Source organism: Klebsiella sp. JB_Kp031 (assembly GCF_040064295.1).
Classification (GTDB): domain Bacteria; phylum Pseudomonadota; class Gammaproteobacteria; order Enterobacterales; family Enterobacteriaceae; genus Klebsiella; species Klebsiella quasipneumoniae.
In genome coordinates this window covers 176,372-201,549 of the sequence record NZ_JBEAJW010000039.1, presented here as the reverse complement: position 1 = coordinate 201,549, position 25,178 = coordinate 176,372, and the positions used below count along the sequence as shown (strand labels likewise).

At 59.3% G+C, this 25,178-nt stretch carries 20 protein-coding genes; 7 read left to right on the top strand and 13 right to left on the bottom strand.

Translation table 11 applies throughout. The annotated features are described in order from the left end of the window. The first annotated feature begins 86 nt into the window (after positions 1-86). The 4 genes from ABLV64_RS19465 (at position 87) to folA (ending at position 3,496) form a co-directional block, all read left to right on the top strand. Positions 87-320 carry a YgdI/YgdR family lipoprotein gene (locus ABLV64_RS19465; RefSeq protein WP_002888059.1) on the top strand — a complete coding sequence of 78 codons (234 nt, stop codon included), beginning with the start codon at positions 87-89 and terminating at the stop codon, positions 318-320. Between the two features lie 131 nt (positions 321-451). Continuing rightward, complete coding sequence (gene kefF, locus ABLV64_RS19460) at positions 452-985, top strand: glutathione-regulated potassium-efflux system oxidoreductase KefF (protein WP_004204269.1); 534 nt, start codon at positions 452-454, stop codon at positions 983-985. After that, on the top strand, positions 978-2,843 hold the full coding sequence (kefC, locus tag ABLV64_RS19455) for a glutathione-regulated potassium-efflux system protein KefC (protein WP_004204270.1): 1,866 nt from the start codon (positions 978-980) through the stop codon (positions 2,841-2,843). The genes kefF and kefC overlap by 8 nt, the downstream gene beginning before the upstream one ends. 173 nt (positions 2,844-3,016) lie before the next feature. Next, the gene (folA, locus tag ABLV64_RS19450; protein ID WP_004204271.1) at positions 3,017-3,496 is read left to right on the top strand and encodes a type 3 dihydrofolate reductase; all 480 of its coding nucleotides are present in this window, start codon (positions 3,017-3,019) and stop codon (positions 3,494-3,496) included. Positions 3,497-3,941: 445 nt separating this feature from the next. Here the strand turns inward: folA and apaH are convergent, their stop codons facing one another. The 6 genes from apaH to lptD are packed head-to-tail and all read right to left on the bottom strand — an operon-like array spanning position 3,942 to position 10,677. Further along, on the bottom strand, positions 3,942-4,790 hold the full coding sequence (gene apaH, locus ABLV64_RS19445; RefSeq protein WP_004204272.1) for a bis(5'-nucleosyl)-tetraphosphatase (symmetrical) ApaH: 849 nt from the start codon (positions 4,788-4,790) through the stop codon (positions 3,942-3,944). A 4-nt stretch (positions 4,791-4,794) separates the two neighbouring features. After that, positions 4,795-5,172: a Co2+/Mg2+ efflux protein ApaG gene (gene apaG, locus ABLV64_RS19440; protein WP_004204274.1), complete on the bottom strand. Its 378-nt coding sequence runs from the start codon at positions 5,170-5,172 to the stop codon at positions 4,795-4,797. Between the two features lie 2 nt (positions 5,173-5,174). Then, positions 5,175-5,996, bottom strand: a complete 822-nt coding sequence (rsmA, locus tag ABLV64_RS19435) for a 16S rRNA (adenine(1518)-N(6)/adenine(1519)-N(6))-dimethyltransferase RsmA (RefSeq protein ID WP_004204275.1) — start codon at positions 5,994-5,996, stop codon at positions 5,175-5,177. After that, positions 5,993-6,982, bottom strand: a complete 990-nt coding sequence (gene pdxA, locus ABLV64_RS19430) for a 4-hydroxythreonine-4-phosphate dehydrogenase PdxA (protein ID WP_065802780.1) — start codon at positions 6,980-6,982, stop codon at positions 5,993-5,995. Before pdxA ends, rsmA begins: the two co-directional genes overlap by 4 nt. A gap of 5 nt (positions 6,983-6,987) precedes the next feature. Then, complete coding sequence (gene surA, locus ABLV64_RS19425) at positions 6,988-8,274, bottom strand: peptidylprolyl isomerase SurA (protein ID WP_004204278.1); 1,287 nt, start codon at positions 8,272-8,274, stop codon at positions 6,988-6,990. Positions 8,275-8,328: 54 nt separating this feature from the next. Next, on the bottom strand, positions 8,329-10,677 hold the full coding sequence (lptD, locus tag ABLV64_RS19420; protein WP_032455544.1) for an LPS assembly protein LptD: 2,349 nt from the start codon (positions 10,675-10,677) through the stop codon (positions 8,329-8,331). Between the two features lie 243 nt (positions 10,678-10,920). Here lptD and djlA point away from each other — a divergent pair, with 243 nt between their 5' ends. Beyond that, positions 10,921-11,748 (top strand): co-chaperone DjlA, encoded by an 828-nt coding sequence (gene djlA / locus ABLV64_RS19415; protein ID WP_008807470.1) that lies wholly within the window; start codon positions 10,921-10,923, stop codon positions 11,746-11,748. 30 nt (positions 11,749-11,778) lie between these two features. On the opposite strand, the gene ABLV64_RS19410 is transcribed toward djlA, so the two are convergent. Further along, entirely contained in the window at positions 11,779-12,477 is a 699-nt protein-coding gene (locus ABLV64_RS19410; RefSeq protein WP_004204282.1) for a response regulator, read from the bottom strand. Next, complete coding sequence (locus ABLV64_RS19405) at positions 12,467-14,092, bottom strand: sensor histidine kinase (RefSeq protein ID WP_017901206.1); 1,626 nt, start codon at positions 14,090-14,092, stop codon at positions 12,467-12,469. The genes ABLV64_RS19410 and ABLV64_RS19405 overlap by 11 nt, the downstream gene beginning before the upstream one ends. 323 nt (positions 14,093-14,415) lie before the next feature. Here ABLV64_RS19405 and ABLV64_RS19400 point away from each other — a divergent pair, with 323 nt between their 5' ends. Continuing rightward, complete coding sequence (locus ABLV64_RS19400; RefSeq protein WP_217325119.1) at positions 14,416-15,780, top strand: 2-hydroxycarboxylate transporter family protein; 1,365 nt, start codon at positions 14,416-14,418, stop codon at positions 15,778-15,780. 179 nt (positions 15,781-15,959) lie between these two features. Next, complete coding sequence (gene citX, locus ABLV64_RS19395) at positions 15,960-16,499, top strand: citrate lyase holo-[acyl-carrier protein] synthase (protein WP_004204286.1); 540 nt, start codon at positions 15,960-15,962, stop codon at positions 16,497-16,499. Between the two features lie 42 nt (positions 16,500-16,541). On the opposite strand, the gene rluA is transcribed toward citX, so the two are convergent. The 5 genes from rluA to araA all read right to left on the bottom strand — a co-directional run bounded on the left by rluA (position 16,542) and on the right by araA (position 25,177). Next, positions 16,542-17,201: a bifunctional tRNA pseudouridine(32) synthase/23S rRNA pseudouridine(746) synthase RluA gene (rluA, locus tag ABLV64_RS19390; protein WP_004204288.1), complete on the bottom strand. Its 660-nt coding sequence runs from the start codon at positions 17,199-17,201 to the stop codon at positions 16,542-16,544. A gap of 11 nt (positions 17,202-17,212) precedes the next feature. Continuing rightward, on the bottom strand, positions 17,213-20,119 hold the full coding sequence (gene rapA / locus ABLV64_RS19385) for an RNA polymerase-associated protein RapA (RefSeq protein ID WP_049004280.1): 2,907 nt from the start codon (positions 20,117-20,119) through the stop codon (positions 17,213-17,215). A gap of 187 nt (positions 20,120-20,306) precedes the next feature. Continuing rightward, positions 20,307-22,664, bottom strand: coding sequence for a DNA polymerase II (gene polB, locus ABLV64_RS19380; protein WP_348843000.1), 2,358 nt, complete (start codon positions 22,662-22,664; stop codon positions 20,307-20,309). 177 nt (positions 22,665-22,841) lie between these two features. Next, positions 22,842-23,537 (bottom strand): L-ribulose-5-phosphate 4-epimerase, encoded by a 696-nt coding sequence (gene araD / locus ABLV64_RS19375; RefSeq protein WP_017901201.1) that lies wholly within the window; start codon positions 23,535-23,537, stop codon positions 22,842-22,844. A 137-nt stretch (positions 23,538-23,674) separates the two neighbouring features. After that, positions 23,675-25,177, bottom strand: coding sequence for an L-arabinose isomerase (gene araA / locus ABLV64_RS19370; RefSeq protein WP_004204297.1), 1,503 nt, complete (start codon positions 25,175-25,177; stop codon positions 23,675-23,677). Position 25,178 lies beyond the last annotated feature (1 nt).

Sequence of the window (25,178 nt, the reverse complement as noted above, 5' to 3'; positions counted from 1 at the left end):
AGTTCTGCTTTTAACCCCCTGTCGGGTCAGGCTAACTATAGTTAGCACCATAACGATACCTATTGATGAAAAGACAGGAGGATACAATGCGGAACAATATTCTGGTGGCATCCGCACTGGCAGCGACGGCAATCATGTTCGTGGCCGGCTGCTCATCGAATCAGTCGATCAAAACCACCGACGGCAAGACCATTGTCACCAGCGGTAAACCGCAGGTGGATGATGATACCGGTCTGGTCTCTTACAAAAATGCCGAAACCGGACGCGTGGAGCAGATTAACCGCGATCAGGTGAAATCTATGGATGAGCTGGATAATTAAGGCCTGACGTTTGCCATTCAGGCGCGCGTTGTGTCCACCACCGCGACATAAATCACAGTTATCATTGTAAGCGGTTCATTTAACTGTCTACACTCTTGCTGATTACGACAAGAGCTAACGCAGGCCAATCAATGATTCTGATAATTTATGCGCATCCTTATCCGCAGCATTCGCATGCGAATAAGCGAATGCTTGAACAAGCAGGGACGCTTGAAGGCGTAGAGATACGCTCCCTCTATCAACTCTATCCCGACTTTAATATCGATGTCGCCGCCGAGCAGGCGGCGCTCGCCCGTGCCGATCTGGTTATCTGGCAGCACCCGATGCAGTGGTATAGCGTGCCGCCGCTGCTGAAGCTGTGGATGGACAAAGTGCTGTCGCACGGCTGGGCCTATGGCCATAACGGTATTGCGCTGCGCGGTAAATCGCTGATGTGGGCGGTGACCACCGGCGGCGGTGAAAGCCACTTTGATATCGGTTCGTTTCCCGGTTTCCCGGTGCTGGCGCAGCCGCTGCAGGCCACGGCGCTCTACTGCGGGATGAAATGGCTGCCGCCGTTCGCCATGCACTGCACCTTTATCTGCGATGACGAAACGCTGCAGGCGCAGGCCCGCCATTATCGTCAACGCTTAATCGACTGGCAGGAGGCACATCAAAATGGATAGCCATACGCTGATACAGGCGCTGATTTACCTGGGCGCCGCGGCGCTGATTGTGCCCATCGCCGTCCGCCTTGGGCTTGGGTCGGTGCTGGGCTATCTCATCGCCGGCTGTATTATTGGGCCGTGGGGGCTGCGGCTGGTGACCGACGCCGAGGCGATTCTGCACTTTGCCGAGATTGGCGTGGTGCTGATGCTGTTCGTCATTGGTCTGGAGCTGGATCCGCAGCGTCTGTGGAAGCTGCGCGCTTCGGTGTTTGGCGGCGGTGCGCTGCAGATGGTGGCCTGTGGGGTATTGATCGGCCTCTTCTGCATGCTGCTGGGGTTGCGTTGGCAGGTGGCCGAGCTGATCGGTATGACCCTGGCGCTCTCCTCAACCGCGATCGCCATGCAGGCGATGAATGAGCGCAATCTGACGGTATCGCAGATGGGGCGCAGCGCCTTCGCGGTGCTGCTGTTCCAGGATATCGCGGCGATCCCGCTGGTGGCGATGATCCCGCTGCTGGCGGCCAGCGGCGGCGCCACTTCGCTGATGGCTTTTGCCCTTTCCGCGCTGAAGGTGGCCGCAGCGCTGGCGCTGGTGGTGGTGCTGGGGCGCTATCTGACCCGTCCGCTGCTGCGCTTTGTCGCCCGTTCCGGTCTGCGCGAAGTATTCAGCGCCGTGGCCCTGTTCCTGGTCTTCGGCTTTGGGCTGTTGCTGGAGGAGGTGGGGCTGTCGATGGCGATGGGGGCGTTTCTCGCCGGGGTGTTGCTGGCCAGCTCCGAGTATCGCCATGCGCTGGAAAGCGATATTGAGCCGTTTAAAGGCCTGCTGCTGGGGCTGTTTTTTATCGGCGTCGGGATGTCGATTGATTTCGGCACCCTGGTCACCCATCCGCTGCGTATCGTGATTTTGCTGGTGGGTTTCCTGGCGATAAAAATGCTGATGCTGTGGCTTATCGCCAGGCCGCTTGGCGTGCCTCGCGCTCAGCGCCGCTGGTTTGCGGTGCTGCTGGGGCAGGGGAGTGAGTTCGCGTTTGTGGTCTTTGGCGCCGCGCGGATGGCGGAGGTGCTGGACGGCGAATGGGCAAAGGCGCTGACCCTGGCGGTGGCGCTGTCGATGGCGGCAACCCCCATTCTGCTGGTGCTGTTGACCCGTCTGGAGAAATCGTCCAGCGGCCAGGCGCGGGATGCGGACGAGATTGATGAAGAGCAGCCGCGGGTGATTGTCGCCGGCTTTGGCCGCTTCGGGCAGATCGCCGGGCGACTCCTGCTCTCCAGCGGGGTGAAGATGGTGATCCTCGATCACGACCCGGACCATGTCGATACTCTGCGCAAATTTGATATGAAGGTCTTCTACGGCGACGCCACCCGGGTCGATCTGCTGGAGTCGGCCGGCGCCGAAAAGGCGGAGGTACTGATCAATGCCATTGACGATCCGCACGTCAGCCTGGAGCTGGTGGCGAGGGTAAAAGAGCATTTTCCGCATCTGCAGATTATCTCCCGCGCCCGCGATGTCGATCACTATATCCAGCTGCGTCAGGCTGGCGTTGATGCCCCGGAGCGTGAAACCTTCGAGGCGGCGCTGAAATCCGGCCGAATGACCCTGGAGGCGCTGGGGCTAGGCGCGTATGAAGCGCGCGAGCGGGCCGATCTGTTCCGTCGTTTCAACCTGCAGATGGTCGAAGAGATGGTGGCGATGGCGGAAAACGACGCGGCGTCGCGGGTGGCGGTCTTCAAGCGGACCAGCGATATGCTGACCGGCATCATCAACGAAGATCGTCATCATCTGTCGCTGGTGCAGCGGCACGGTTGGCAGGGGACGGAAGAGGGCAGGCACACCGGCGATATCGCCGATGAGCCGGAAAATAAGCCCTCCGCCTGACGCTAATCAGTAACATTCTGTTTTCGTTTGGATCCTGTTCTGGCGGCCCACGGTGTGAACGTGGGCTTGCCAGCAAATCAGAAAATTTTCTTATTCTTTACCCTCCGGCCAGTCGACGAAGTTGTACGCTTTCCGTATAGTGGCGACAATTTTTTGTACTCAGGAATGAATGAATGATCAGTCTGATTGCGGCGTTAGCGGTAGATCGCGTCATTGGTATGGAAAACGCCATGCCATGGAACCTGCCTGCCGATCTCGCCTGGTTCAAACGCAACACATTAAATAAGCCGGTAGTGATGGGGCGTCTGACCTGGGAATCCATTGGGCGCCCGTTGCCGGGGCGTAAAAATATCGTGATCAGCAGCAAGCCAGGCAGCGACGATCGCGTGCAGTGGGTCTCCTCCGTTGACGAAGCGATTGCCGCCTGCGGCGATGTGGAAGAGATCATGGTGATTGGCGGCGGTCGGGTGTATGAGCAGTTCCTGCCAAAGGCGCAGAAGCTCTATCTGACCCATATCGATGCGGAAGTGGAAGGCGATACCCATTTCCCGGATTACGATCCGGACCAGTGGGAATCGGTGTTCAGCGAGTTTCATGACGCCGACGCGCAGAACTCCCACAGCTACTGCTTTGAGATCCTCGAACGCCGTTAAGCGGGAAGGATAGCAATGAAAAAACCCCGGTCGCGTCTGGCGTGACCGGGGTTTTCTTTGGCGTGAATTCAGCGCGGATGACGCTGCCACTACTTTTCTGCGCCATGTCTCCTGTCGCGGGATGCGTTTTTCCAGAGTGCTGCCCGGCTGACAAATGGCACCTAAACGTAGGTCGGGTAAGGCGTTAGCCGCCACCCGACACAAAAGTGGCTTCGCGTCCGCTGTTCTTGCCCGGCGGCGCTGCGCTTGCGCGGGCCTACGGGACTGCGTCATGTTTCCCGTCGCGGGAGGCGTTTTTCTGCAGCGCTGCCCGGCTGACAAATGGCACCTAAACGTAGGTCGGGTAAGGCGTTAGCCGCCACCCGACACAAAAGTGGCTTCGCGTCCGCTGTTCTTGCCCGGCGGCGCTGCGCTTGCGCGGGCCCGGGGGAGTGCGCCTGTTTCTTCAGGACGCGACGGCTTCGCCTTCGTCGAGGCTTTTCTGCCGGTTCGACGGCTGGGTAAAGTACTGCTTATCCTCCCAGCGCAGGCAGGTGAGTTCACCGCCCCAGCAGCAGCCGGTATCCAGCGCGTAAATGCCCTCCGGCGTACCGCGTCCCTCCAGCGACGCCCAGTGGCCAAAGGCAATGCTGTAGGCACTGCTGACCGGACCAGGAATGGCAAACCACGGCTTCAGCGGCGCCGGGGCGTCCTCGGGTGCTTCTTTCGAGTACATATCCAGCTGGCCGTTCGGGAAGCAGTAGCGCATGCGGGTAAAAGCGTTAGAGATAAAGCGCAGGCGCGCCAGGCCGCTCAGCTCGTTGCTCCAGTGATTCGGCATGTCGCCGTACATGGCATCGAGGAAGAAAGGGTAGGAGTCGCTGGAGAGCACCGCTTCAACATCGCGCGCGCACTGCTGGGCGGTCTCCAGATCCCACTGCGGCGTGATGCCGGCGTGGGCCATCACCAGCTTTTTCTCTTCGTCCACCTGGAGCAGCGGCTGACGACGCAGCCAGTTAAGCAGCTCATCGGCATCCGGCGCTTCCAGCAGTGATTTCAGACGATCCTTCGGCTTGTTGCGGCTGATGCCGGCGAAGACCGCCAGCAAGTGTAAATCGTGATTGCCCAGCACCAGTCGCACGCTGTCGCCCAGAGATTTGACATAGCGCAGAACCTCCAGCGACCCCGGGCCACGGGCTACCAGATCGCCGGTCAGCCACAGCGTATCGCTCCGCGGGTCGAATTCAACCTGCGCTAATAATGCGATCAGTTCATCGTAGCAACCGTGAACGTCGCCAATAAGGTATGTTGACATTGTTTTAATGAATGAGCGTTGGAACTGCGAGACGGAAAACAGGGATCTCGATACGGAACGGCGCGCCGTCGATATCGATCATCTCATAATGACCCTGCATGGTTCCCAGCGGCGTTTCAATGACCGCGCCGCTGGTATATTGATATTCACCGCCGGCGGGAATATGCGGTTGCTCGCCGACCACCCCTTCACCTTGAACTTCAGTCTCACGACCGTGGCCGTTAGTGATGAGCCAGTAGCGGCCAAGCAGCTGAACCTGACTCCGCCCCAGATTGCGAATGGTGACGGTATAAGCGAAGACGTAGCGCTCTTCTTCCGGAGAAGATTGCGATTCGATATAGACGCTTTGCACCTGGACGCAAACACGAGGCGAATTAATCATGGTTAGCTCTCCTTCGATGGCAGATTGTCAGACAGCCAGTTGGCCATCTGGCAGTACTGCGCCACGGAAATATTTTCTGCACGCATGGCCGGGTCGATGCCCAGCTCGGTCAGCACTTCCACACTGAACAGATTGCCGAGACTGTTGCGGATGGTCTTGCGGCGCTGGTTGAACGCTTCGGTGGTGATGCGGCTCAGCACCCGGATCTCTTTGACCGGATATGGCATCGTGCTGTGCGGCACCAGGCGGACCACCGCGGAATCGACCTTAGGCGGCGGGGTGAACGCGCTCGGCGGCACTTCGAGTACCGGGATCACCTGGCAATAATATTGCGCCATCACGCTTAACCGACCATACGCCTTACTGTTCGGTCCGGCAACCAGACGATTCACCACTTCCTTCTGCAACATAAAGTGCATATCGGCAATGGCATCAGTATAGCTGAACAGATGGAACATCAGCGGGGTCGAAATATTGTACGGCAGGTTGCCGAAGACGCGCAGCGGCTGACCCATTTTCTCCGCCAGTTCGCCGAAGTTCATGGTCATCGCATCCTGCTGATAGATGGTCAGCTTCGGCCCGAGGAACGGATGCGTCTGCAGGCGTGCCGCCAGATCGCGGTCCAGCTCAATGACGGTCAACTGGTCAAGGCGTTCGCCGACCGGCTCGGTCAGCGCGGCGAGACCGGGGCCGATTTCAACCATCGCCTGGCCTTTCTGCGGATTAATCGCCGAGACGATGCTGTCGATCACAAACTGATCGTTGAGGAAGTTCTGCCCGAAGCGTTTACGGGCTAAATGGCCCTGATGGACTCGATTATTCATTGGGTATTAACAATCATTTTGATGGCGAGATTAAGCGCCGTGATAAAACTGCCGACGTCCGCTGTTCCCTGGCCCGCTAATTCCAGTGCGGTGCCGTGGTCGACGGAGGTACGAATAAAAGGTAAACCGAGCGTAATGTTCACGCCGCGGCCAAAGCCCTGGTATTTTAGCACGGGCAGGCCCTGATCGTGGTACATCGCGAGTACCGCATCGGCATGGTCAAGGTATTTGGGCTGGAAAAGGGTGTCAGCTGGCAGCGGACCGCTGAGGTTCATCCCCTTCGCGCGCATCTCTTCCAGCACCGGAATGATGGTGTCTATCTCTTCCGTTCCCATATGACCGCCTTCGCCAGCATGCGGGTTAAGCCCGCAAACCAGCACATGCGGCTGGGCAATACCAAATTTCGTGCGCAGGTCGTGATCGAGAATCGTGATGATCTCGCGCAGCAGGTCGGGCGTTATCGCCTCGCTGATGGCTTTCAACGGCAGATGGGTCGTCACCAGCGCCACCCGCAGCTCCTCGGTCGCCAGCATCATCACCACTTTGCTGGCCTGCGCGCGCTCTTCGAAGAACTCGGTATGACCGGTGAAGGCGATGCCGGCGTCGTTGATGTTGCCTTTGTGCACCGGGCCGGTCACTAACGCCGCGAATTCGCCGCTCAGGCAGCCGTCGCAGGCGCGCGCCAGCGTCTCGACCACGTAGGCGCCGTTCTGTACGTTCAGCACGCCGGGCTCCGCCGGGACGCTCAGCGGGACGTTAAGCAGCGTCAACGTACCGGCACGCTGCGGAACGGGCGGTTGCGCAGGATCGTATGGTAGGAGAGATAAAGGAAGACCGAGCCGTTGGGCTCGGTCAGTTAACAGGGCGCCGTCGGCGCAGATCACCAGCTCAACTGGCCAGTCGCGCTGGGCAAGCTGCACGACCAGGTCAGGGCCAATCCCGGCGGGTTCGCCGGGAGTGATAACAACTTTACGGGTTTCAGGCATCGATATTAGTTGCTCAGAATTTTAACATACGCACTGGCGCGCTGTTCCTGCATCCAGGTTGCCGCTTCTTCAGAGAATTTGCGGTTCATCAGCATACGGTAAGCACGATCTTTCTGCGCGGCGTCGGTTCTGTCGACCTGACGGCTATCCAGCAGTTCGATCAGGTGCCAGCCGAAGGAGGAGTGCACCGGTCCGCTGGTCTGCCCTTTGTTCAGACGCATCAGCGCATCGCGGAACGCAGGGTCGAAGATATCCGGCGTGGCCCAGCCTAAATCACCGCCCTGGTTCGCCGAGCCCGGATCTTCAGAATACGCTTTCGCCGCTTTAGCGAAGGTGGTTTTCCCGCTCTTAATGTCGGCGGCAATTTGCTCCAGCTTCGCCTGAGCCTGCGCATCGTTCATGATTGGCGATGGCTTCAGCAGAATATGACGGGCATGCACTTCAGTGACGGAGATGTTCTGGGTCCCGCCGCGCAGATCGTTCACTTTCAGAATGTGGAAGCCGACGCCGGAACGGATCGGACCGACGATATCCCCTTTCTTCGCGGTGCTTAACGCCTGGGCGAAAATGCCCGGCAGCTCCTGGATACGACCCCAGCCCATCTGGCCGCCCTTCAGCGCCTGCTGGTCGGCGGAGTAGGTGATCGCCAGTTTACCGAAGTTGGCGCCGTTGCGCGCTTGCTCAACGATAGCATTCGCTTGCTCCTGGGCCGCGGCGACTTGATCGGAGGTCGGGTTCTCCGGCAGCGGGATCAGGATGTGGCTCAGGTTGAGCTCGGTGCTGGCGTCGTTCTGGTCGCCGATCTGTTTGGCCAGCGCTTCCACTTCCTGCGGCAGCACGGTGATGCGACGACGTACTTCATTGTTACGCACTTCCGAAATCAGCATCTCTTTACGGATCTGGTTACGGTAGGTGTTGTAGTTGATGCCTTCATAGGCCAGACGGCTGCGCATCTGATCCATGGTCATGTTGTTTTGTTTAGCGATGTTGGCGATGGCCTGATCGAGCTGGTCGTCAGAGACCTTCACGCCCATCTTCTGCCCCATCTGTAACACGATCTGGTCCATGATCAGTCTTTCGAGGATCTGATGGCGCAGGGTCGCGTCATCCGGCAGCTGTTGGCCAGCCTGACCAGCATTGAGCTTAACCGATTGCATCAAACCATCGACGTCGCTTTCCAGCACGACGCCATTATTGACGACGGCCGCTACTTTATCGACCACCTGGGGGGCAGCGAAACTGGTATTCGCGATCATGGCGATACCGAGAAGCAGCGTTTTCCAGTTCTTCATACTTTTTCCATTTCGATTAACCGCAAATGCGGATGATGTTGTAAACCAGCCGCATCACAGGGAGCTCTGGTACGGTAAAATGTTCGAACGCAGCATCTGCTGGGTGCCGAGGCCGTAGTTAGAGCTCAGACCGCGCAATTCGATATTGATTCCGAAGGTGTTGTCGTATTTGCTCTCGCCGCCGTTGTTGTTGCTATCCCAGCCGTTGACTTTACGTTCGTAGCCAAGACGGATGGCGTAGCAGCAGGAGTTATACTGGACACCCAACATCTGGTTTGCTGCTTTTCGGGTATTGGTATCGTAGTAGTAGGCACCGACCACGGACCAGCGATCGACGATCGGCCAGCTGGCGGTCATCCCCACCTGCGAGATACCCTCTTTATATTGCGCCGCGGTGGAATATGACGGCAGTGTGGCCTGAATATATTCCGGGCTGGCGTAACGATAGTTAAGCTGGACTAAGCGGTTTTCATCGCGACGGTATTCAATGGTGCCGTTACCGGTTGCGACGTTATCCAGACGCGTATCGTACTGGATCCCGCCGCGCAGACCCCAGTTATCGGCAATGCGCCAGTAGGTGTCGCCGGCCCATACCAGTGAACCCGTGGTGTCGTTGTTCTCCCAGTTGATGTTGTCATCACCGGTGCGTGACTCGGTGAAATAGTAGATTTGACCAACGGAAATGTTAAAACGTTCCACCGCGGCGGCGTCATACACGCGCGAGGTGATACCGGTAGTGACCTGATTGGCCGACGCGATGCGGTCGAGACCGCTATAGGTACGGTCGCGGAACAGGCCGGTGTAGTCCGACTGCAACAGCGTGGAGTCGTAGCTGCCGATTTCACTCTGATCGCGGTACGGCACATACAGATACTGCATGCGTGGTTCCAGCGTTTGGGTGAATCCCTCCTGCAGGTCGCGCTCGAAGACCATTTTGCCGTCGACTTTAAACTGCGGCATCACGCGGCTAACGGACTCTTTGTAGTCCGTGCCGTTGGCGGCGTTGTACTTATCGAGGTTGCTCTGCTGGTAGTGGGTCGCCAGCAGCTTGGCTTCGGTATTCAGACTGCCCCAGCCGTTCGACAGCGGCAGGTTGATCGTCGGTTCGAAGTGAACGCGGGTCGCTTCCGGCATGTTGTTATTCGAGTTAACAAAATGGGCGACCTGGCCGTACAGATGGGTATCGAACGGACCGACATCGTTCTGGTAGTAGTTAATGTCGAGCTGCGGCTCAGCCGAGTAGGAGTTGCTCGACTCCCGATCGAAGACCTGGAACTGCTTGGTTGAGACCGTGGCGTCAAAGTTCTGATTGACATACCCGGCGCTGAATTTCTGCGTCGCATAGCCGTCGGTACTGGAACCATACTTCGAGCTGAAATCGTTGAAGTAGTCAGGATCGCTGACCTTGGTGTAGTCAGCGTTCAGACGCCACACCTGATCGATAACCCCGGAGTGGTTCCAGTAGAACAGCCAGCGTCGGCTGTTGCTGTCGCTGGAGTGGTCATCTTCGTAGACTTTATCCGACGGCAGGTAGTCGAACTCCGTTAAGCCGCTGCCGAGCTGGGTCAGGTAGCGGAATTCGTTTTCCCACATCACGCCGCCGCGCTTGTTCATATAGTGCGGGGTGATGGTGGCATCGAAGTTTGGCGCGATGTTCCAGTAGTACGGCAGGGAGAATTCCACGCCGTTTTTGGTGCTGTATTTCGCGTTCGGGATCAGGAAGCCTGAACGACGCTTATCGCCCACCGGCAGCTGCAGGTAGGGGCTGTAGAAAATCGGCACGGAGCCAAGCTTGAAGCGGGCGTTCCAGATCTCGGCGACCTGCTCTTCGCGATCGTGGATAACTTCGCTGCCCACGACGCTCCAGGTGTCGGAGCCCGGCAGACAGGAGGTAAAGCTGCCGTTTTCCAGAATGGTATAGCGGTTTTCACCGCGCTGTTTCATCAGGTCAGCAGTACCGCGTCCCTGGCGTCCGACCATCTGATAATCGCCCTGCCAGACGTTGGTATCTTTGGTATTCAGATTCGACCAGGCTTTTGGTCCTTTGAGGATCACCTGGTTATCGTCGTAATGCACGTTGCCCAGCGCGTCCACCGTGCGCACCGGCTGCGCCTGGCCCGCGGCCTGCTGCTGATGCAGCTGAACTTCGTCGGCGCGGAGGCGGCTATTCCCCTGGTTGATATCGACGTTGCCGGTAAAGACGGCGTTGTCCGGGTAATTGCCCTTCGCATGATCGGCGTTAATCGTCACCGGCAGATCGCCAGGCCGCCCTTCCACGAGCGGACGATCAAAGCTTGGCACGCCAAGCATACATTGCGTTGCGAGATCGGCAGCGAGGCCTTGTTGGCTATACAAGGCGCTGGCAATCATCGTAGCCAGGAGGCTGGGAATACGTTTTTTCATACGTTGTATTTATTGTTCCATCATCTTGTGGCAGCGGCTTGCAAACGGTCAGAGCCTAACTTACTCAACTTTATCACGCTAGTGTTAATCCTGCCCGTTTCGAGCCCGAGCGTTAGGCACCCTGTTGAATGACGAGTATGATAAAGCAAATTATAGGCTATGTCCCACAATTGACCGAGGCGCGAGTGCCGGGTAACGTGCGGTCATATTCGTGCTTAACGGCGACAAACAGTTGGGGAGTCTATGCAGTATTTGGGTAAAGTGATTGGCGTGGCAGTAGCTTTGCTGATGGGCGGTGGGTTCTGGGGCGTGGTGCTCGGCTTCCTGGTCGGCCATATGTTTGACCGGGCGCGCAGCCGCCGGTTGAATCTCTTCGCCAATCAGCAGGAGCGTCAGTCGCTCTTCTTTTCCACCACCTTTGAAGTGATGGGGCATCTGACCAAATCCAAGGGCCGCGTTACCGAGGCGGATATTCACGTCGCCAATGTGCTGATGGATCGCATGAATCTGCACGGCGCTTCGCGTACCGCGGCGCAGCAGGCGTTTCGCGACGGTAAAGCCGACAATTATCCGCTGCGCGAGAAGATGCGCCAGCTGCGCAGCGTCTGCTTTGGCCGCTTCGATCTGATTCGGATGTTTCTGGAAATTCAGCTGCAGGCGGCGTTCGCTGACGGCGAACTGCACCCTAACGAACGTGAAGTGCTGTTCGTCATCGCCGATGAGCTTGGCATCTCTCGCGCCCAGTTCGATCAATTCCTGCGAATGATGCAGGGCGGCGCCCAGTTTGGCGGCGGTTCGCAGCAGCAATCTTATGGTCAGCACGGCGGCAACGCCGGCTGGCAGCAGGCGCAGCGCGGGCCAACGCTGGAGGACGCCTGCAACGTGCTGGGGGTGAAACCGACTGACGACGCGGCGACGGTGAAGCGCGCCTATCGTAAGCTGATGAACGAGCACCATCCGGACAAGCTGGTGGCGAAAGGGCTGCCGCCGGAGATGATGGAGATGGCCAAACAGAAAGCCCAGGAGATCCAGAAGGCCTGGGAGCTGATCAAAGAACAGCGCGGCTTCTGAGTTTTTCAGCCCCTCGCCCGGCGAGAGGGGTTAGCGTTTGGCCTGTGCGCGGCGATACAGCCGCCGCGGATGGCCGATTTTTCCATACAGCATCTCCACCTCCAGAAACCCGGTCTCAACGCCGTGTTCAAGATAGCGGCGGGCGGTGGTTTTGCTGAGTCCGGCGGCGCTGACCACCTCATCAACGGAAAAGCAGTGCGCTTCCCGACCGCTAAACAGACCCTGCACCAGCGCCAGCGTCTTCTCTTCAATCCCCTTGCTGCCACTATCTACGCGATAGTTCTTCGCCTGCAGTTGATAGAGGGAATCGACGTTCTGCTGATCGACGATTTTCCACTCCCGTTGCTGATCGTAGAACTGGATAAAACGCTCCAGCGACTGACTCAGCCGCTTCCATGATACCGGCTTAAGAATATAGTCGAAGGCGCCGTTGCGGATAGCCTGGCTGCAGGTTTCCATATCGCTGGCGGCGGTGATAAAGATCACCGAGCATTGGCTGGTCGCCAGCGCCGGATCGGTCATCAGCGTCACCCCTTTGCCGTCCGGCAAATAGTTATCCAGCAGTACCAGCTGCGGCGGGGTGGCGTGGAGCAACTGGCGGGCCTGGGCGAGGGAGGCCGCCATGCCCGCCAGCCGCAGACGCGGGTGTTTCTGCACAAGCTCGGCGTGCAGGCGCGCCAGCTCGCTCTCATCTTCAATGATTAGCACATCGACCAGGTCATGATGCATCGTGGGCCTCCGGGTGCGGACGGGCAGGTGCGTCGGCCGGGATAAACAGGGTGAAGATCGTTCCCCGCGGCGCGTTATCGGCGACTTCGATGGTGCCGCCCGCCTGAGTGACATAATGTTCAATAAGATACAGACCAATGCCGTGATCGCCACGGGTTTTGGTGGTGACGCCGCGTTCAAAAATGCGCTCGCGGATATCGGGGCGGATGCCGACGCCGCGGTCGGCCACTTCGATAATCAGCTCCCGGGCGTTGAGCTGGATCAGGACTTCCACCGGCTCATGCGGAAGCTCGGCGCGCTGCGTGGCTTCGATGGCGTTATCCAGCAGGTTGCCGATGATGGAGATCAGCTCGGATTCCATCAGCGACGGCAGGGGACGGTCAATGCGGCAGGCCGGGTCGAAGCTCAGCGCCACGCCTTTTTCGCGGGCGCGGGTGGCTTTGCCGAGCAGCAGACCGCACAGCGTCGGCGAGTGGAAGTGTGAGGAAATAAAGTCCAATAGCTCCTGAGCATGTTCCGACTGGGCCTGAATATAGCGGATCGCTTCGTCATAATGGCCCATATGCAGCAGGCCGGAGAGGGTAGTCATCCGGTTGAGCTGCTCGTGGCGCATGATGCGCAGATTGTCGACATAGCGCTTCACCTGGCTCAGCTGGGCGGTGAGGGCATTGATTTCATTGCGGTCACGGAATGTGATCACCCAGCCCTGCAGGGTATTCTCCAGCATAATGCGCACCCGACTGGCGAGCACGGTCAACTGGTTGAAGCGGCACAGCTCATCGTGGGTGTCGCGCTCTAGCATGTCGCCGCTGGCGAAAAAGGGCTGCGGGGAAATCACGCTGTCAATCGACTGACCGCGCAGCTGACTGGCGGGCTGGCTGAGTCCCAGCAGGCTGCGGGCGGCATGGTTTATCACCTCAATGCGCCGCTGGCGATCGATGACGATCACCCCCTCAAAGATCGACTCCATCATCGCCTTTTGCTGTCGCACCAGCAGGCCTATCTCCCGCGGCTCGAGCGAAAAAATCTGCTTTTTGATGCTGCGGGTAAAGTACCAGGAGAAGATAAACAGGGCGATGAGCAGCAGAACGGCGGCGATAAAAATATTGATCACTTTGGTCAGGGTAATGCTGTCGAGATAGCTGGTGAGGTAGCCGACGGAGACAATGCCGATCACCCGTCCCTCATCATCGACGATCGGCGTTTTGCTGCGCAGCGAGACCCCAAGTCCGCCTTTGCGAATGGTGGTAATGGATTTTCCCTCCAGTACCGCCTGGTTGTCGCCGCCAACCAGCCGCGTGCCGACCCACTCCGGATGGACCGAATGAAACAGATGCACCCCCTGGCGGTCGCCGATGACGATAAAGCTGGCGTCACTATGGGCGGCGATTTGCTGCATAAACGCCTGAATCGCCTGTGGGTCATGCCGGCTGACCTGCTGACGTAAATTTGGCATCAGGGCTATCTCTTCGGCCTGAATTTTGGCCCGGGCGCTCATTTCCTGATAAAGCTGGCGGCTGGCATCAAAGTAATAATAAATACCCAGCGCGATAAAGAGGACTGAGAAAAAAGCGACCAGCGAAATAAACAGCTTATATTGAAAAGATAATTTCATAGGTCCCGGACGACGTATTTACCATACCGGCACTCTATCATTTTTCTGTCACGTGACGTAAATGTTAAAGGAAAGTTGTGATCAGTGGCGCAGGCGCGGGCTGCCGCCAGCGGTTGCGGTGGATATAAGGCGTGACGGGAAATAAAAACCATAAAAACCACGATAACAAATCAGAGATATATCACCCCTGCGCGGATCCGCGAATAGAAACCATAAAAACCATAGTGACCATTAAAACTTCTTTTTTAATTCGGGGAGCTTCACATTAACGACGCCGCTGTCCCTTTACGCTGAAAATGAATAATAACGACAGGGCTGAATTTATGAGCACGACAGACAATGCATTCTCTGCAACCCTTGAACCGATCAATACGCCGAAAGCCACGCTCAGGCAGCGCTGGTGGCACATCATGGATAACTGGAAGGTAGGGATCGTCCCGCTGCCGCTGTTTTTGCTGGCCGGGGGGCTGATTGCCCTCGACTGCCTTGGCGGTAAACTGCCGAGCGATATCGTGGTGATGGTGGCCACTCTGGCTTTCTTTGGTTTCGCCTGCGGCGAGTTTGGTAAACGCCTGCCGGTGCTGGGGAAACTCGGCGCGGCGGCGATCTGCGCCACTTTTATTCCTTCCGCGCTGGTCCATTACGGCCTGCTGCCAGACGTGGTCGTGGAATCCACCACCAAATTCTATAAATCCACCAACATCCTCTATCTCTATATCTGCTGCATTATCGTCGGCAGCATCATGAGTATGAACCGCACCACCCTGATTCAGGGCTTCCTGAAGATCTTCTTCCCAATGCTGTGCGGCGAGGTGGTCGGCATGCTGGTGGGCATCGGCGTTGGCACGCTGCTGGGCATGGAGCCGTTTCAGGTGTTCTTCTTTATCGTGCTGCCGATCATGGCCGGCGGCGTGGGGGAAGGGGCGATCCCGCTGTCGATGGGCTATGCCGCGCTGATGCATATGGAGCAGGGGGTGGCCCTGGGCCGGGTGTTGCCGATGGTGATGCTCGGCAGCCTGACGGCGATCGTCATCTCCGGCTGCCTCAACCAGCTCGGCAAGCGCCTCCCGCATCTGACCGGCGAAGGGCAACTGATGCCGAACCGCAGCCATGAAACCCGCAGCCTCGGCGAGAGTGAAGGCATGAGCGGTAAAACCGACGTCGGGACGCTGGCCTCCGGCGCGCTGCTGGCGGTACTGCTGTATATGATGGGGATGCTCGGCCACAAACTGATTGGTCTGCCGGCGCCGGTGGGCATGCTGTTTCTCGCGGTGCTGTTAAAGCTGGCTAATGTGGTGTCTCCGCGCCTGCAGGAGGGATCGCAGATGGTGTATAAATTCTTCCGCACCGCGGTCACCTACCCGATCCTCTTTGCCGTTGGTGTGGCGATCACCCCGTGGCAGGAGCTGGTGAACGCCTTCACTTTCACTAACCTGCTGGTGATCGTCAGCACCGTCTCCGCGCTGGTGGCGACCGGTTTCCTGGTCGGTAAAAAGATAGGGATGCACCCGATCGATGTGGCGATTGTCTCCTGTTGCCAGAGCGGGCAGGGCGGCACCGGCGATGTGGCGATCCTGACCGCTGGTAACCGCATGAGCCTGATGCCGTTCTCGCAGATCGCTACCCGGATTGGCGGGGCGATAAATGTCTCTCTGGGGTTGCTGTTCCTCAGCCACTATCTGGCGTGATATAACGCTACGCTCAGCAATAAAACTGCTATTTTCCGCTACAGAACGCCGAAAATATCTGCGTTCTGTATCCTAAATGCTCCGCATTTAGCGTTACAATCAGCGCGCGATCGGCTATCGCAACCATCATTATGACAGTCCAGGCGCTGTCGCATTTATCATATGTAGGAGAGGAATTAATGTCAGTGGATACTCCCGCCCAGGCGGGCGTCAGCATCGACGCATTGCTGGCGGCGAAAGAGCAGCGTGCAGCCCGCCAGGCCGACTGGTTGGCCCATTATCAGCAGCCTGTTATTTCCCTGACCCTGGTGACCCCCGGGGCGGTGAAGGACAGCATTCGCTATCGCAACATGATGGGCGTAGCCCTCCAGGCCTGCGATCAGCTGCTTTGGAAGCACCGCTGGCAAACGCTGGATCGTCAGGTGCTGTGGCTGCCGACCGGGCCTGAAGCGCTGTGGTGCGTGGCGCATCCGGCCAGCGAAATCAAAGCGATGTGCAGTACGCTGGAGCAGAGCCATCCGCTGGGACGCTTGTGGGATATCGATGTGATCTGTCCGCAGAGCGGGCAGGTGGGACGCCAGTCGCTGGGCGAGTCGCAGCGCCGCTGCCTGCTGTGCGATGAGCCGGCGCACGCCTGCGCGCGTAGCCGTCGTCACGACACCGATCTCGTCGTTGCCCGCGTTGAGCAGATGATTGATGCGTGGTTTGCCCGCGATTAACGGGTTAGCATTCCCCGGCAGCAGAGCGCTGCCGGGGAGGTCCTAAAAGTCGAGCGGCGCGCGGAAGGTCATCGCGTTGCCGTAGGCGGGGTGGGTGATGGTGAGCGTCTCGGCGTGAAGCAGCAGGCGCGGGGCCATCGCCAGCGCCTCCGGCGTGGCGTAAAAGCGGTCGCCAAGGATCGGATGTCCCAGCGCCAGCATATGCACGCGCAGCTGGTGTGACCGTCCGGTAATTGGCTTCAGGCGCACGCGGGCGGTATTATCTTCCGCGTACTCCAGCACCTCATACTCGGTCTGCGCCGCTTTGCCGGTTTCATAACACACCTTCTGCTTTGGCCGGTTCGGCCAGTCGCAAATCAGCGGTAAATCCACCAGGCCCTCCGCCGGCTGCGGATGGCCCCAGACGCGGGCGATGTACTGCTTCTTCGGCTCGCGCTCGCGGAACTGGCGCTTCAGTTCGCGCTCCGCCGCCTTATTCAGCGCCACCACAATCACGCCGCTGGTGGCCATATCAAGGCGATGCACCGATTCGGCCTGCGGGAAGTCGCGCTGAATGCGCGTCATCACGCTGTCTTTATGCTCATCAAGACGACCCGGCACGGACAACAAGCCGCTCGGCTTGTTGACCACCATGATGTGCTCATCCTGATACAGGATCACCAGCCAGGGATCCTGCGGCGGATTGTAGTTTTCCATCGCCATTTCGCGTTCCGTTACTGGTGAGTGACGACGATCAGACGCAGCGCGTCCAGACGCCATCCGGCCTGTCCCAGCGCCTCCAGCACCTGCTGGCGGTTGCTTTCAATCGCCGCCAGTTCGTCGTCACGGATGTTCGGGTTGACCGCCTTCAGCGCTTCCAGACGGGAGAGCTCCGCCGTCAGCTTATCGTCGGCTTCACTACGCGCCGCGTCGATCAGCCCCTGCGCCGCCTTGGCGATCTGCGCTTCGCCCTGCTGCAAAATGGCATGAACGTCCTGCTGCACCGCGTTGACCAGCTTGCTGCCGGTGTGGCGATTGACCGCGCTCAGCTGGCGGTTGAAGCTTTCAAACTCCACCTGGCCGGCGAGGTTGTTGCCGTTTTTATCCAGCAGCATGCGAACCGGGGTCGCCGGCAGGAAGCGGTTGAGCTGCAGCTGCTTCGGCGCCTGCGCTTCGACCACGTAGATCAGCTCCAGCAGCAGAGTGCCGACCGGCAGCGCCTTGTTCTTCAGCAGGGAAATGGTGCTGCTGCCGGTATCGCCGGAGAGGATCAGGTCGAGGCCGTTGCGGATCAATGGGTGTTCCCAGGTGATGAACTGCGCGTCTTCACGGGACAGCGCCACGTCACGCTCGAAGGTGATGGTGCAACCGTCCTCCGGCAGCCCCGGGAAATCCGGCACCAGCATATGGTCGGAAGGGGTGAGGACGATCAGGTTTTCCCCGCGGTCGTCCTGGTTGATGCCGACGATATCGAACAGGTTCATCGAGAAAGCGATCAGGCTGGTGTCGTCATCCTGCTCTTCGATGCTCTCCGCCAGGGCCTGGGCTTTCTCGCCGCCGTTGGAGTGGATCTCCAGCAGACGGTCGCGGCCCTGCTCCAGCTGCGCTTTCAGGGCGTCATGCTGCTGGCGGCTGGATTTGATCAGATCGTCAAAGCCGTCGGTGGATTCCGGCGCCGCAAGGTAGTTGATCAGCTCGTCATGGACACTGTCGTAGACGGTCCGTCCGGTCGGGCAGGTATGTTCAAAGGCGTCGAGGCCTTCGTGATACCAGCGCACCAGCACCGACTGCGCGGTCTTTTCCAGGTACGGGACGTGGATCTGGATATCGTGCGCCTGGCCGATACGGTCGAGACGTCCGATACGCTGCTCCAGCAGATCCGGGTTAAACGGCAGATCGAACATCACCAGATTGCTGGCGAACTGGAAGTTACGACCTTCGGAACCGATCTCAGAGCACAGCAGCACCTGGGCGCCGGTGTCTTCTTCGGCAAACCACGCCGCGGCGCGGTCGCGTTCGATAATCGACATCCCTTCATGGAACACGGCGGCGCGGATACCTTCGCGCTCGCGCAGCACCTGCTCCAGCTGGAGCGCGGTGGCGGCTTTGGCGCAAATCACCAGTACCTTCTGCGAGCGATGGCTGGTCAGGTAGCCCATCAGCCACTCGACGCGCGGGTCAAAGTTCCACCAGGTGCCGGTATCGCCTTCAAATTCCTGATAGATCTGCTCCGGGTAGAGCATGTCGCGCGCGCGCTCTTCCGCGGTTTTGCGGGCGCCCATGATGCCGGATACTTTGATGGCGGTCTGGTACTGGGTCGGCAGCGGCAGGCGAATGGTGTGCAGCTCGCGTTTCGGGAAACCTTTGACGCCGTTACGGGTGTTACGGAACAGCACGCGGCTGGTGCCGTGGCGGTCCATCAGCATCGAGACCAGCTCCTGGCGCGCGGCCTGAGCGTCTTCGCGATCGCTGTTGGCGGCCTGCAGCAGCGGCTCGATATCCTGCTCGCCGATTAGATCGCCGAGGGTATTGAGTTCGCTATCGCTTAGCTTGTTGCCCGCCAGCAGCAGAGCGACGGCGTCGGCCACCGGACGGTAGTTCTGCTGTTCTTCGACAAACTGCGCGAAATCGTGGAAGCGGTTCGGATCCAGCAGGCGCAGGCGCGCAAAGTGGCTCTCCATCCCCAGCTGTTCCGGCGTCGCGGTCAGCAGCAGAATGCCCGGCACGCGCTCGGCCAGCTGTTCAATGGCTTGATATTCGCGGCTCGGCGCCTCTTCGCTCCACACCAGGTGGTGCGCTTCATCGACCACCATCAGGTCCCACTCGGCGTCGCACAGGTGCTCCAGGCGCTGCTTGCTGCGGCGCACGAAGTCTAAAGAGCAGATCACCAGCTGTTCGGTTTCGAACGGGTTGTAGGCGTCATGCTGCGCTTCGGCGTAGCGCTCGTCGTCAAACAGCGAGAAGCGCAGGTTGAAGCGGCGCAGCATCTCCACCAGCCACTGGTGCTGAAGGGTTTCCGGGACCACGATCAGTACGCGCTCGGCGGCGCCGGAGAGCAGCTGCTGGTGCAGGATCATCCCGGCTTCGATGGTTTTACCTAAGCCCACTTCATCGGCCAGCAGGACGCGTGGCGCGTGACGACGGCCCACGTCGTGGGCGATGTTCAGCTGATGCGGGATCAGGCTGGTGCGCTGGCCGCGCAGGCCGCTCCACGGCATGCGGTACTGCTCGCTCTGGAACTTGCGCGCGCGGTAGCGCAGGGCAAAGCGGTCCATGCGGTCGATTTGGCCGGCGAACAGACGGTCCTGCGGCTTGCTGAACACCAGTTTGCTGTCGAGCAGCACTTCACGCAGGGTGACGTTCGCTTCCTGGGTATCGAGGCGGGTGCCGGTGTAGGACAGCAGCCCATTCTCTTCATGCACTTTGTCAACGTGGAGCTGCCAGCCTTCGTGGCTGGTAATGGTGTCGCCCGGGTTAAACATCACGCGAGTGATCGGGGAATCGTTGCGTGAGTACAGACGGTTTTCGCCGATGGCGGGGAAAAGGAGAGTGACCATGCGCGCATCCAGCGCTACCACCGTCCCTAATCCTAGTTCGCTCTCTGTGTCGCTAATCCAGCGTTGACCAAGTGTAAAAGGCATATATGTTCGGCTCTTTAGTTCTTTAATTGCAGGCAATAGTTGATCATCTCCATGTACAACCGGAGATGCGTCAAAATTGGGGCCAGGAATGGAAAGGGCGCTATATTACTGGATGGCAGAACGTTCGTCACGTCCTCCTCACGGTTCATTTTCAGGCTTCTGCGCCCGCGGAATGGGTGAGAAAAAATCAAAATAGCCCCAGCTGTCCTGTCACTATTGTAGCAAAGTCGTCGTTGACGAAGGGCAGGATCCCTTCCGCTACCGGCTGCAGCTGCTTTGACAAATAGTGGTCGTAATCGAGTGGCGACTGCTGATAATCCACCGGTTCCGGACCGCCGGTGGTCCAGACGTATTTGATGGTGCCGCGTTGCTGATACTGCTGCGCCCGACCCCGCTTCAGGTTGTGCTCATCGGCAAGCCTCGCGGCGCGCACATGCGGCGGCACGTTGCGCTGATACTCCGCCAGCGGCCGACGCAGGCGTTTGCGATAAACCAGCTGCTCATCGAGCTCGCCGTTCATCAGCCTGGCGATAGTCTCCCGCACATAATCCTGATAGGGCTGGTTGCGGAAGATGCGCAGGTACAGCTCCTGCTGAAACTGCTGGGCCAGCGGCGTCCAGTCGGTGCGCACTGTTTCCAGACCCTTGAAAACCATGCGCTGGCCGTCGCCCTCCTGAATCATTCCGGCGTAACGCTTCTTGCTGCCGGTATCGGCGCCGCGGATCGTCGGCATCAAAAAGCGGCAGAAGTGGGTTTCGTATTCCAGCTCCAGGGCGCTGGTTAGCTGGAGTTTGCCAAGCTCCTGCGCCCACCAGGCGTTGACGTCGTTCACCAGCGTCCGGCCGATCTCCGCCGCCTGCGCTTCGCTGTGCGGGCGCTTAAGCCAGACGAAGGTGGAGTCGGTATCGCCGTAGATGACGTCATAACCATTGGCTTCAATTAACGCTTTAGTCTGACGCATGATCGCGTGGCCGCGCATGGTGATCGACGAGGCGAGACGTGGGTCGAAGAAGCGGCAGGCGCTGGTGCCCAGCACGCCGTAAAAAGCGTTCATGATGATCTTCAGCGCCTGGGAGAGCGGCTTATTGTGCTGGCGCTTGGCTTCATCGCGGCCGTGCCAGATCTGGCTGACAATCCCCGGCAGGCAGTGCTTGTCTCGCGAGAAGCGGGCGCCGAGGAAGCCCTCAATACTGTGCTGGTCATCGGGGTGCGCCAGGCCCTCCACCAGGCCGACCGGATCGATTAAAAAGGTGCGAATGATCGACGGATACAGGCTCTTGTAGTCCAGCACCAGCACCGAGTCATACAGGCCGGGGCGGGAGTCCATCACATAGCCGCCGGGGCTCGCCTGGGGCGGCACGTCGCCGAGGTTCGGCGCCACGTAGCCCAGGCGGTGCATGCGCGGAAAATAGAGGTGGCTGAAGGCGGCGACCGAGCCGCCGTGGCGATCGGCGGGCAGGCCGTTGACCGTCGCCCGCTCGAGTAGAAACGGCATGATCTCCGTTTTGTGGAAGATCCGCGTCACCAGCTCGCAGTCCTGTAGGTTATAGATGGCCAGCGCCGGTTTATCTTCATGGAAGCGGCGATCGATCTCGTCCATCCGATCCCACGGGTTGTCGATGGCTTTGCCTTCGCCCAGCAGCTCGCGGGCCACCGCCTCCAGCGAAAAGGAGGAGAAATTCCAGAACGCCGATTTCAGCGCGTCGATGCCGTCAATAATCAGCCGGCCGTGGGCCTGGGCGAAGAAGACACCGTTCTTAAAACCGTGCTCGCGCCACTCCAGCTCGCTGTTGCCGCGGCCGAGCCTTAGCGGGATGCGGTAGCGTTCGGCATGCTTTTGTAGGACGCGCAGATCGAACTGCACCACGTTCCAGCCGATCAGCACGTCGGGGTCGTGATCGGCAAACCAGGCGTTGAGCTTTTCCAGCAGCAGGGGGCGACTGGCGACGTAGACCAGATCGAAATCGACGTCTGGCGGCGTTTCCGGTTCGGGGCCCAGCATGTAGACCACCCGCTGACCGCAGCCTTGCAGGCCGATGCAGTACAGCTCGCCGTGGCGGCTGGTTTCGATATCCAGCGACACCCATTTTAGCGGCGGGCGATAGTCAGGATTGGGTTTCATGCGCGCGTTAACCAGCTGCGGGCCGCGCGTTTCGCCTTCCACCCACACCGGGGCGGTAATAAAGCGCTCCATCAGGTAGCGCTCCGGCGGACGGATATCGCCCTCATAGAGGGTGACGCCGCTGTCGCGGAGCATCTTCTCCAGACGCATCAGTTGACGATGGGCGCGGCAGTAGAGGCCGACAACCGGCTGGCGATGGAAATCTTTCAGGGCCAGCGAGGCGAAGCGGAAGCCTTTCTCACCCTGCAGCAGTCGCTCAGCCTGCGCCCGCTGCGCTTCGGGGATAAAGGCGACGGACTCCTGCGGCGGCAGCGTGACCTGCAGCGGGCCGTCGTCGGTGGCCAGCCAGAAGGAAAGCTCGGTGCCTTGCGGAGTGTCCCGCCAGTGACGGGTGAGTAGAAAACCTGCTCGTGGCTGGGTCACGGGTGCTCTCGATGATAAAAAAACCAGGCCTGATTATAGCCTGGTTTCTCAATGAGTGCTGGGATTTTATACAGGTATTCGGCGCTGAGGTGGCCCCCGGATTTCGGCTTGCGCCTTATCCGGTCTGCCAGACGGTGCAGAGCCGTAGCCCTGCTAAACGCAGCGCGAGCAGGGTGATTATTGGCCGTAGTAGGCTTTGGCTCCATGCTTACGCAGATAGTGTTTATCCAGCAGCGTCTGCTGCATATCCGGCAGCTGCGGCGCCAGCTGGCGGCAGAAGATGCCCATATAGGCGATCTCTTCCAGCACGATGGCGTTATGCACCGCGTCTTCGGCGTTTTTACCCCACGCGAACGGGCCGTGGGAATGAACCAGCACGCCGGGCATCTGCGCCGGGTCGATCTCGCGCTGGCGGAAGGTTTCGACAATCACCTTGCCGGTTTCCCATTCGTATTCGCCGTTGATCTCCGCATCGGTCATCAGCCGGGTGCAGGGCACCGGACCATAGAAATAGTCGGCGTGGGTGGTGCCGGTCGCCGGAATAGCTTGCCCGGCCTGCGCCCAGATGGTGGCGTGGCGCGAATGGGTATGCACAATGCCGCCCAGCGTCGGGAAGGCCTGATACAGCAGGCGATGGGTCGGGGTATCCGACGAGGGTTTCTTCTTACCCTCCACCACTTCGCCGCTCTCCAGACTGACCACCACCATATCGTCGGCGGTCATCACGCGGTAATCCACGCCGGAGGGTTTGATAACCAGAACGCCCTGGTCGCGGTCGACGGCGCTGACGTTGCCCCAGGTTAAGGTCACCAGATTATGCTGCGGCAGCGCTAAATTGGCTTCCAGCACCTGGCGTTTAAGATCTTCTAACATAGTGTGCTCCGAATAGCAGGCGAGTCGGGTATCCCTCACCCCGACCCTCTCCCGTCGGGAGAGGGAGAAAGGCGGCATCGCGCCAGGCCGGTACCCTCTCCCCGGCGGGGAGAGGGGGAGGGTGAGGGGGCGACCTCTTAGCGTTTTGAACCGTAATAGACTTCATTCCAGCGCAGCGCGTCTTTGAAGGCCGGCAGACGGGTGTCGTTGTCGATGACCGTCAGCTCGATATCATTCAGTTCGGCGAACTGGCGCATATCGTCGAGGTTCAGCGCATGGCTGAAGACGGTATGGTGCGCGCCGCCGGCGATGATCCAGGCTTCCGAAGCGGTACGCAGATCCGGCTGCGCTTTCCACAGGGCGTTAGCCACCGGCAGCTTCGGCAGGTCGTGCGGGGTCGGGACGGTTTCGATGGTATTGACCAGCAGACGGAAGCGGTCTCCCAGGTCGATCAGGCTGGCGACAATCGCCGGGCCGGTCTGAGTATTGAAGATCAGGCGCGCCGGATCCGCTTTGCCGCCGATGCCCAGCGGCTGGACGTCGAGGATCGGTTTCTCGGCGGTGGCGATCGTCGGGCACACTTCCAGCATGTGCGAGCCGAGCACCAGATCGTTGCCGTTGTCGAAGTGGTAGGTGTAATCCTCCATAAAGGAGGTGCCGCCCTGCAGACCAGTTGACATCACCTTCATGATGCGAAGCAGAGCGGCGGTTTTCCAGTCGCCCTCGCCGGCAAAGCCGTAGCCCTGCTGCATCAGGCGCTGTACGGCGAGCCCCGGGAGCTGTTTCAGGCCGTGGAGATCTTCAAAGGTGGTGGTAAAGGCGTGGAAACCGCCCTGTTCGAGGAAGCGTTTCATCCCCAGCTCAATGCGCGCGGCGTCCAGCACGTTCTGACGCTTGTCGCCGTGAACCTGCGCCGCCGGGGTCAGACGATAGCTGCTCTCGTATTCATCGACCAGGGCGCTGATATCGCCGTCGCTGACGCTGTTGACCACTTGCACCAGATCGCCGACCGCCCAGGTGTTCACCGAGAAGCCAAACTTGATCTGCGCCGCGACTTTATCGCCGTCGGTCACCGCCACTTCGCGCATGTTATCGCCGAAACGGCACACTTTAAGATGACGGGTATCCTGTCTGGAGACCGCCTGGCGCATCCAGCCGCCGATGCGCTGGTGGGCCTCTTTATCCTGCCAGTGGCCGGTCACCACGCTGTGCTGCTGGCGCATACGGGCGCCGATGAAGCCGAACTCGCGGCCGCCGTGCGCGGTCTGGTTCAGGTTCATAAAGTCCATATCGATGCTGTCCCAGGGCAGCGCGGCATTGTACTGCGTATGGAACTGTAGCAGCGGCTTGTTGAGAATGGTCAGGCCGTTGATCCACATTTTTGCCGGCGAGAAAGTGTGCAGCCAGACCACTAACCCGGCACATTTGTCATCGTAGTTAGCGTCGCGGCAGATGTGGGTGATCTCGTCCGGGGTGGTGCCCAGCGGCTTAAGGACCAGTTTGCACGGCAGTTTGGCTTCCGCATTCAGGCTGTTCACCACATGTTCGGCATGCTTCGTCACCTGGCGCAGGGCTTCCGGGCCGTACAGATGTTGGCTGCCAATAACGAACCATATTTCATAGTTATCAAAAATCGTCATT

Bases quoted from the DNA above. Each gene is read 5' to 3' on its own strand.
- ABLV64_RS19465 (WP_002888059.1), top strand. From the start codon at position 87: ATGCGGAACAATATTCTGGTGGCATCCGCACTGGCAGCGACGGCAATC.
- kefF (WP_004204269.1), top strand. From the start codon at position 452: ATGATTCTGATAATTTATGCGCATCCTTATCCGCAGCATTCGCATGCG.
- kefC (WP_004204270.1), top strand. From the start codon at position 978: ATGGATAGCCATACGCTGATACAGGCGCTGATTTACCTGGGCGCCGCG.
- folA (WP_004204271.1), top strand. From the start codon at position 3,017: ATGATCAGTCTGATTGCGGCGTTAGCGGTAGATCGCGTCATTGGTATG.
- apaH (WP_004204272.1), bottom strand. From the start codon at position 4,790: ATGTCAACATACCTTATTGGCGACGTTCACGGTTGCTACGATGAACTG.
- apaG (WP_004204274.1), bottom strand. From the start codon at position 5,172: ATGATTAATTCGCCTCGTGTTTGCGTCCAGGTGCAAAGCGTCTATATC.
- rsmA (WP_004204275.1), bottom strand. From the start codon at position 5,996: ATGAATAATCGAGTCCATCAGGGCCATTTAGCCCGTAAACGCTTCGGG.
- pdxA (WP_065802780.1), bottom strand. From the start codon at position 6,982: ATGCCTGAAACCCGTAAAGTTGTTATCACTCCCGGCGAACCCGCCGGG.
- surA (WP_004204278.1), bottom strand. From the start codon at position 8,274: ATGAAGAACTGGAAAACGCTGCTTCTCGGTATCGCCATGATCGCGAAT.
- lptD (WP_032455544.1), bottom strand. From the start codon at position 10,677: ATGAAAAAACGTATTCCCAGCCTCCTGGCTACGATGATTGCCAGCGCC.
- djlA (WP_008807470.1), top strand. From the start codon at position 10,921: ATGCAGTATTTGGGTAAAGTGATTGGCGTGGCAGTAGCTTTGCTGATG.
- ABLV64_RS19410 (WP_004204282.1), bottom strand. From the start codon at position 12,477: ATGCATCATGACCTGGTCGATGTGCTAATCATTGAAGATGAGAGCGAG.
- ABLV64_RS19405 (WP_017901206.1), bottom strand. From the start codon at position 14,092: ATGAAATTATCTTTTCAATATAAGCTGTTTATTTCGCTGGTCGCTTTT.
- ABLV64_RS19400 (WP_217325119.1), top strand. From the start codon at position 14,416: ATGAGCACGACAGACAATGCATTCTCTGCAACCCTTGAACCGATCAAT.
- citX (WP_004204286.1), top strand. From the start codon at position 15,960: ATGTCAGTGGATACTCCCGCCCAGGCGGGCGTCAGCATCGACGCATTG.
- rluA (WP_004204288.1), bottom strand. From the start codon at position 17,201: ATGGCGATGGAAAACTACAATCCGCCGCAGGATCCCTGGCTGGTGATC.
- rapA (WP_049004280.1), bottom strand. From the start codon at position 20,119: ATGCCTTTTACACTTGGTCAACGCTGGATTAGCGACACAGAGAGCGAA.
- araD (WP_017901201.1), bottom strand. From the start codon at position 23,537: ATGTTAGAAGATCTTAAACGCCAGGTGCTGGAAGCCAATTTAGCGCTG.
- araA (WP_004204297.1), bottom strand. From the start codon at position 25,177: ATGACGATTTTTGATAACTATGAAATATGGTTCGTTATTGGCAGCCAA.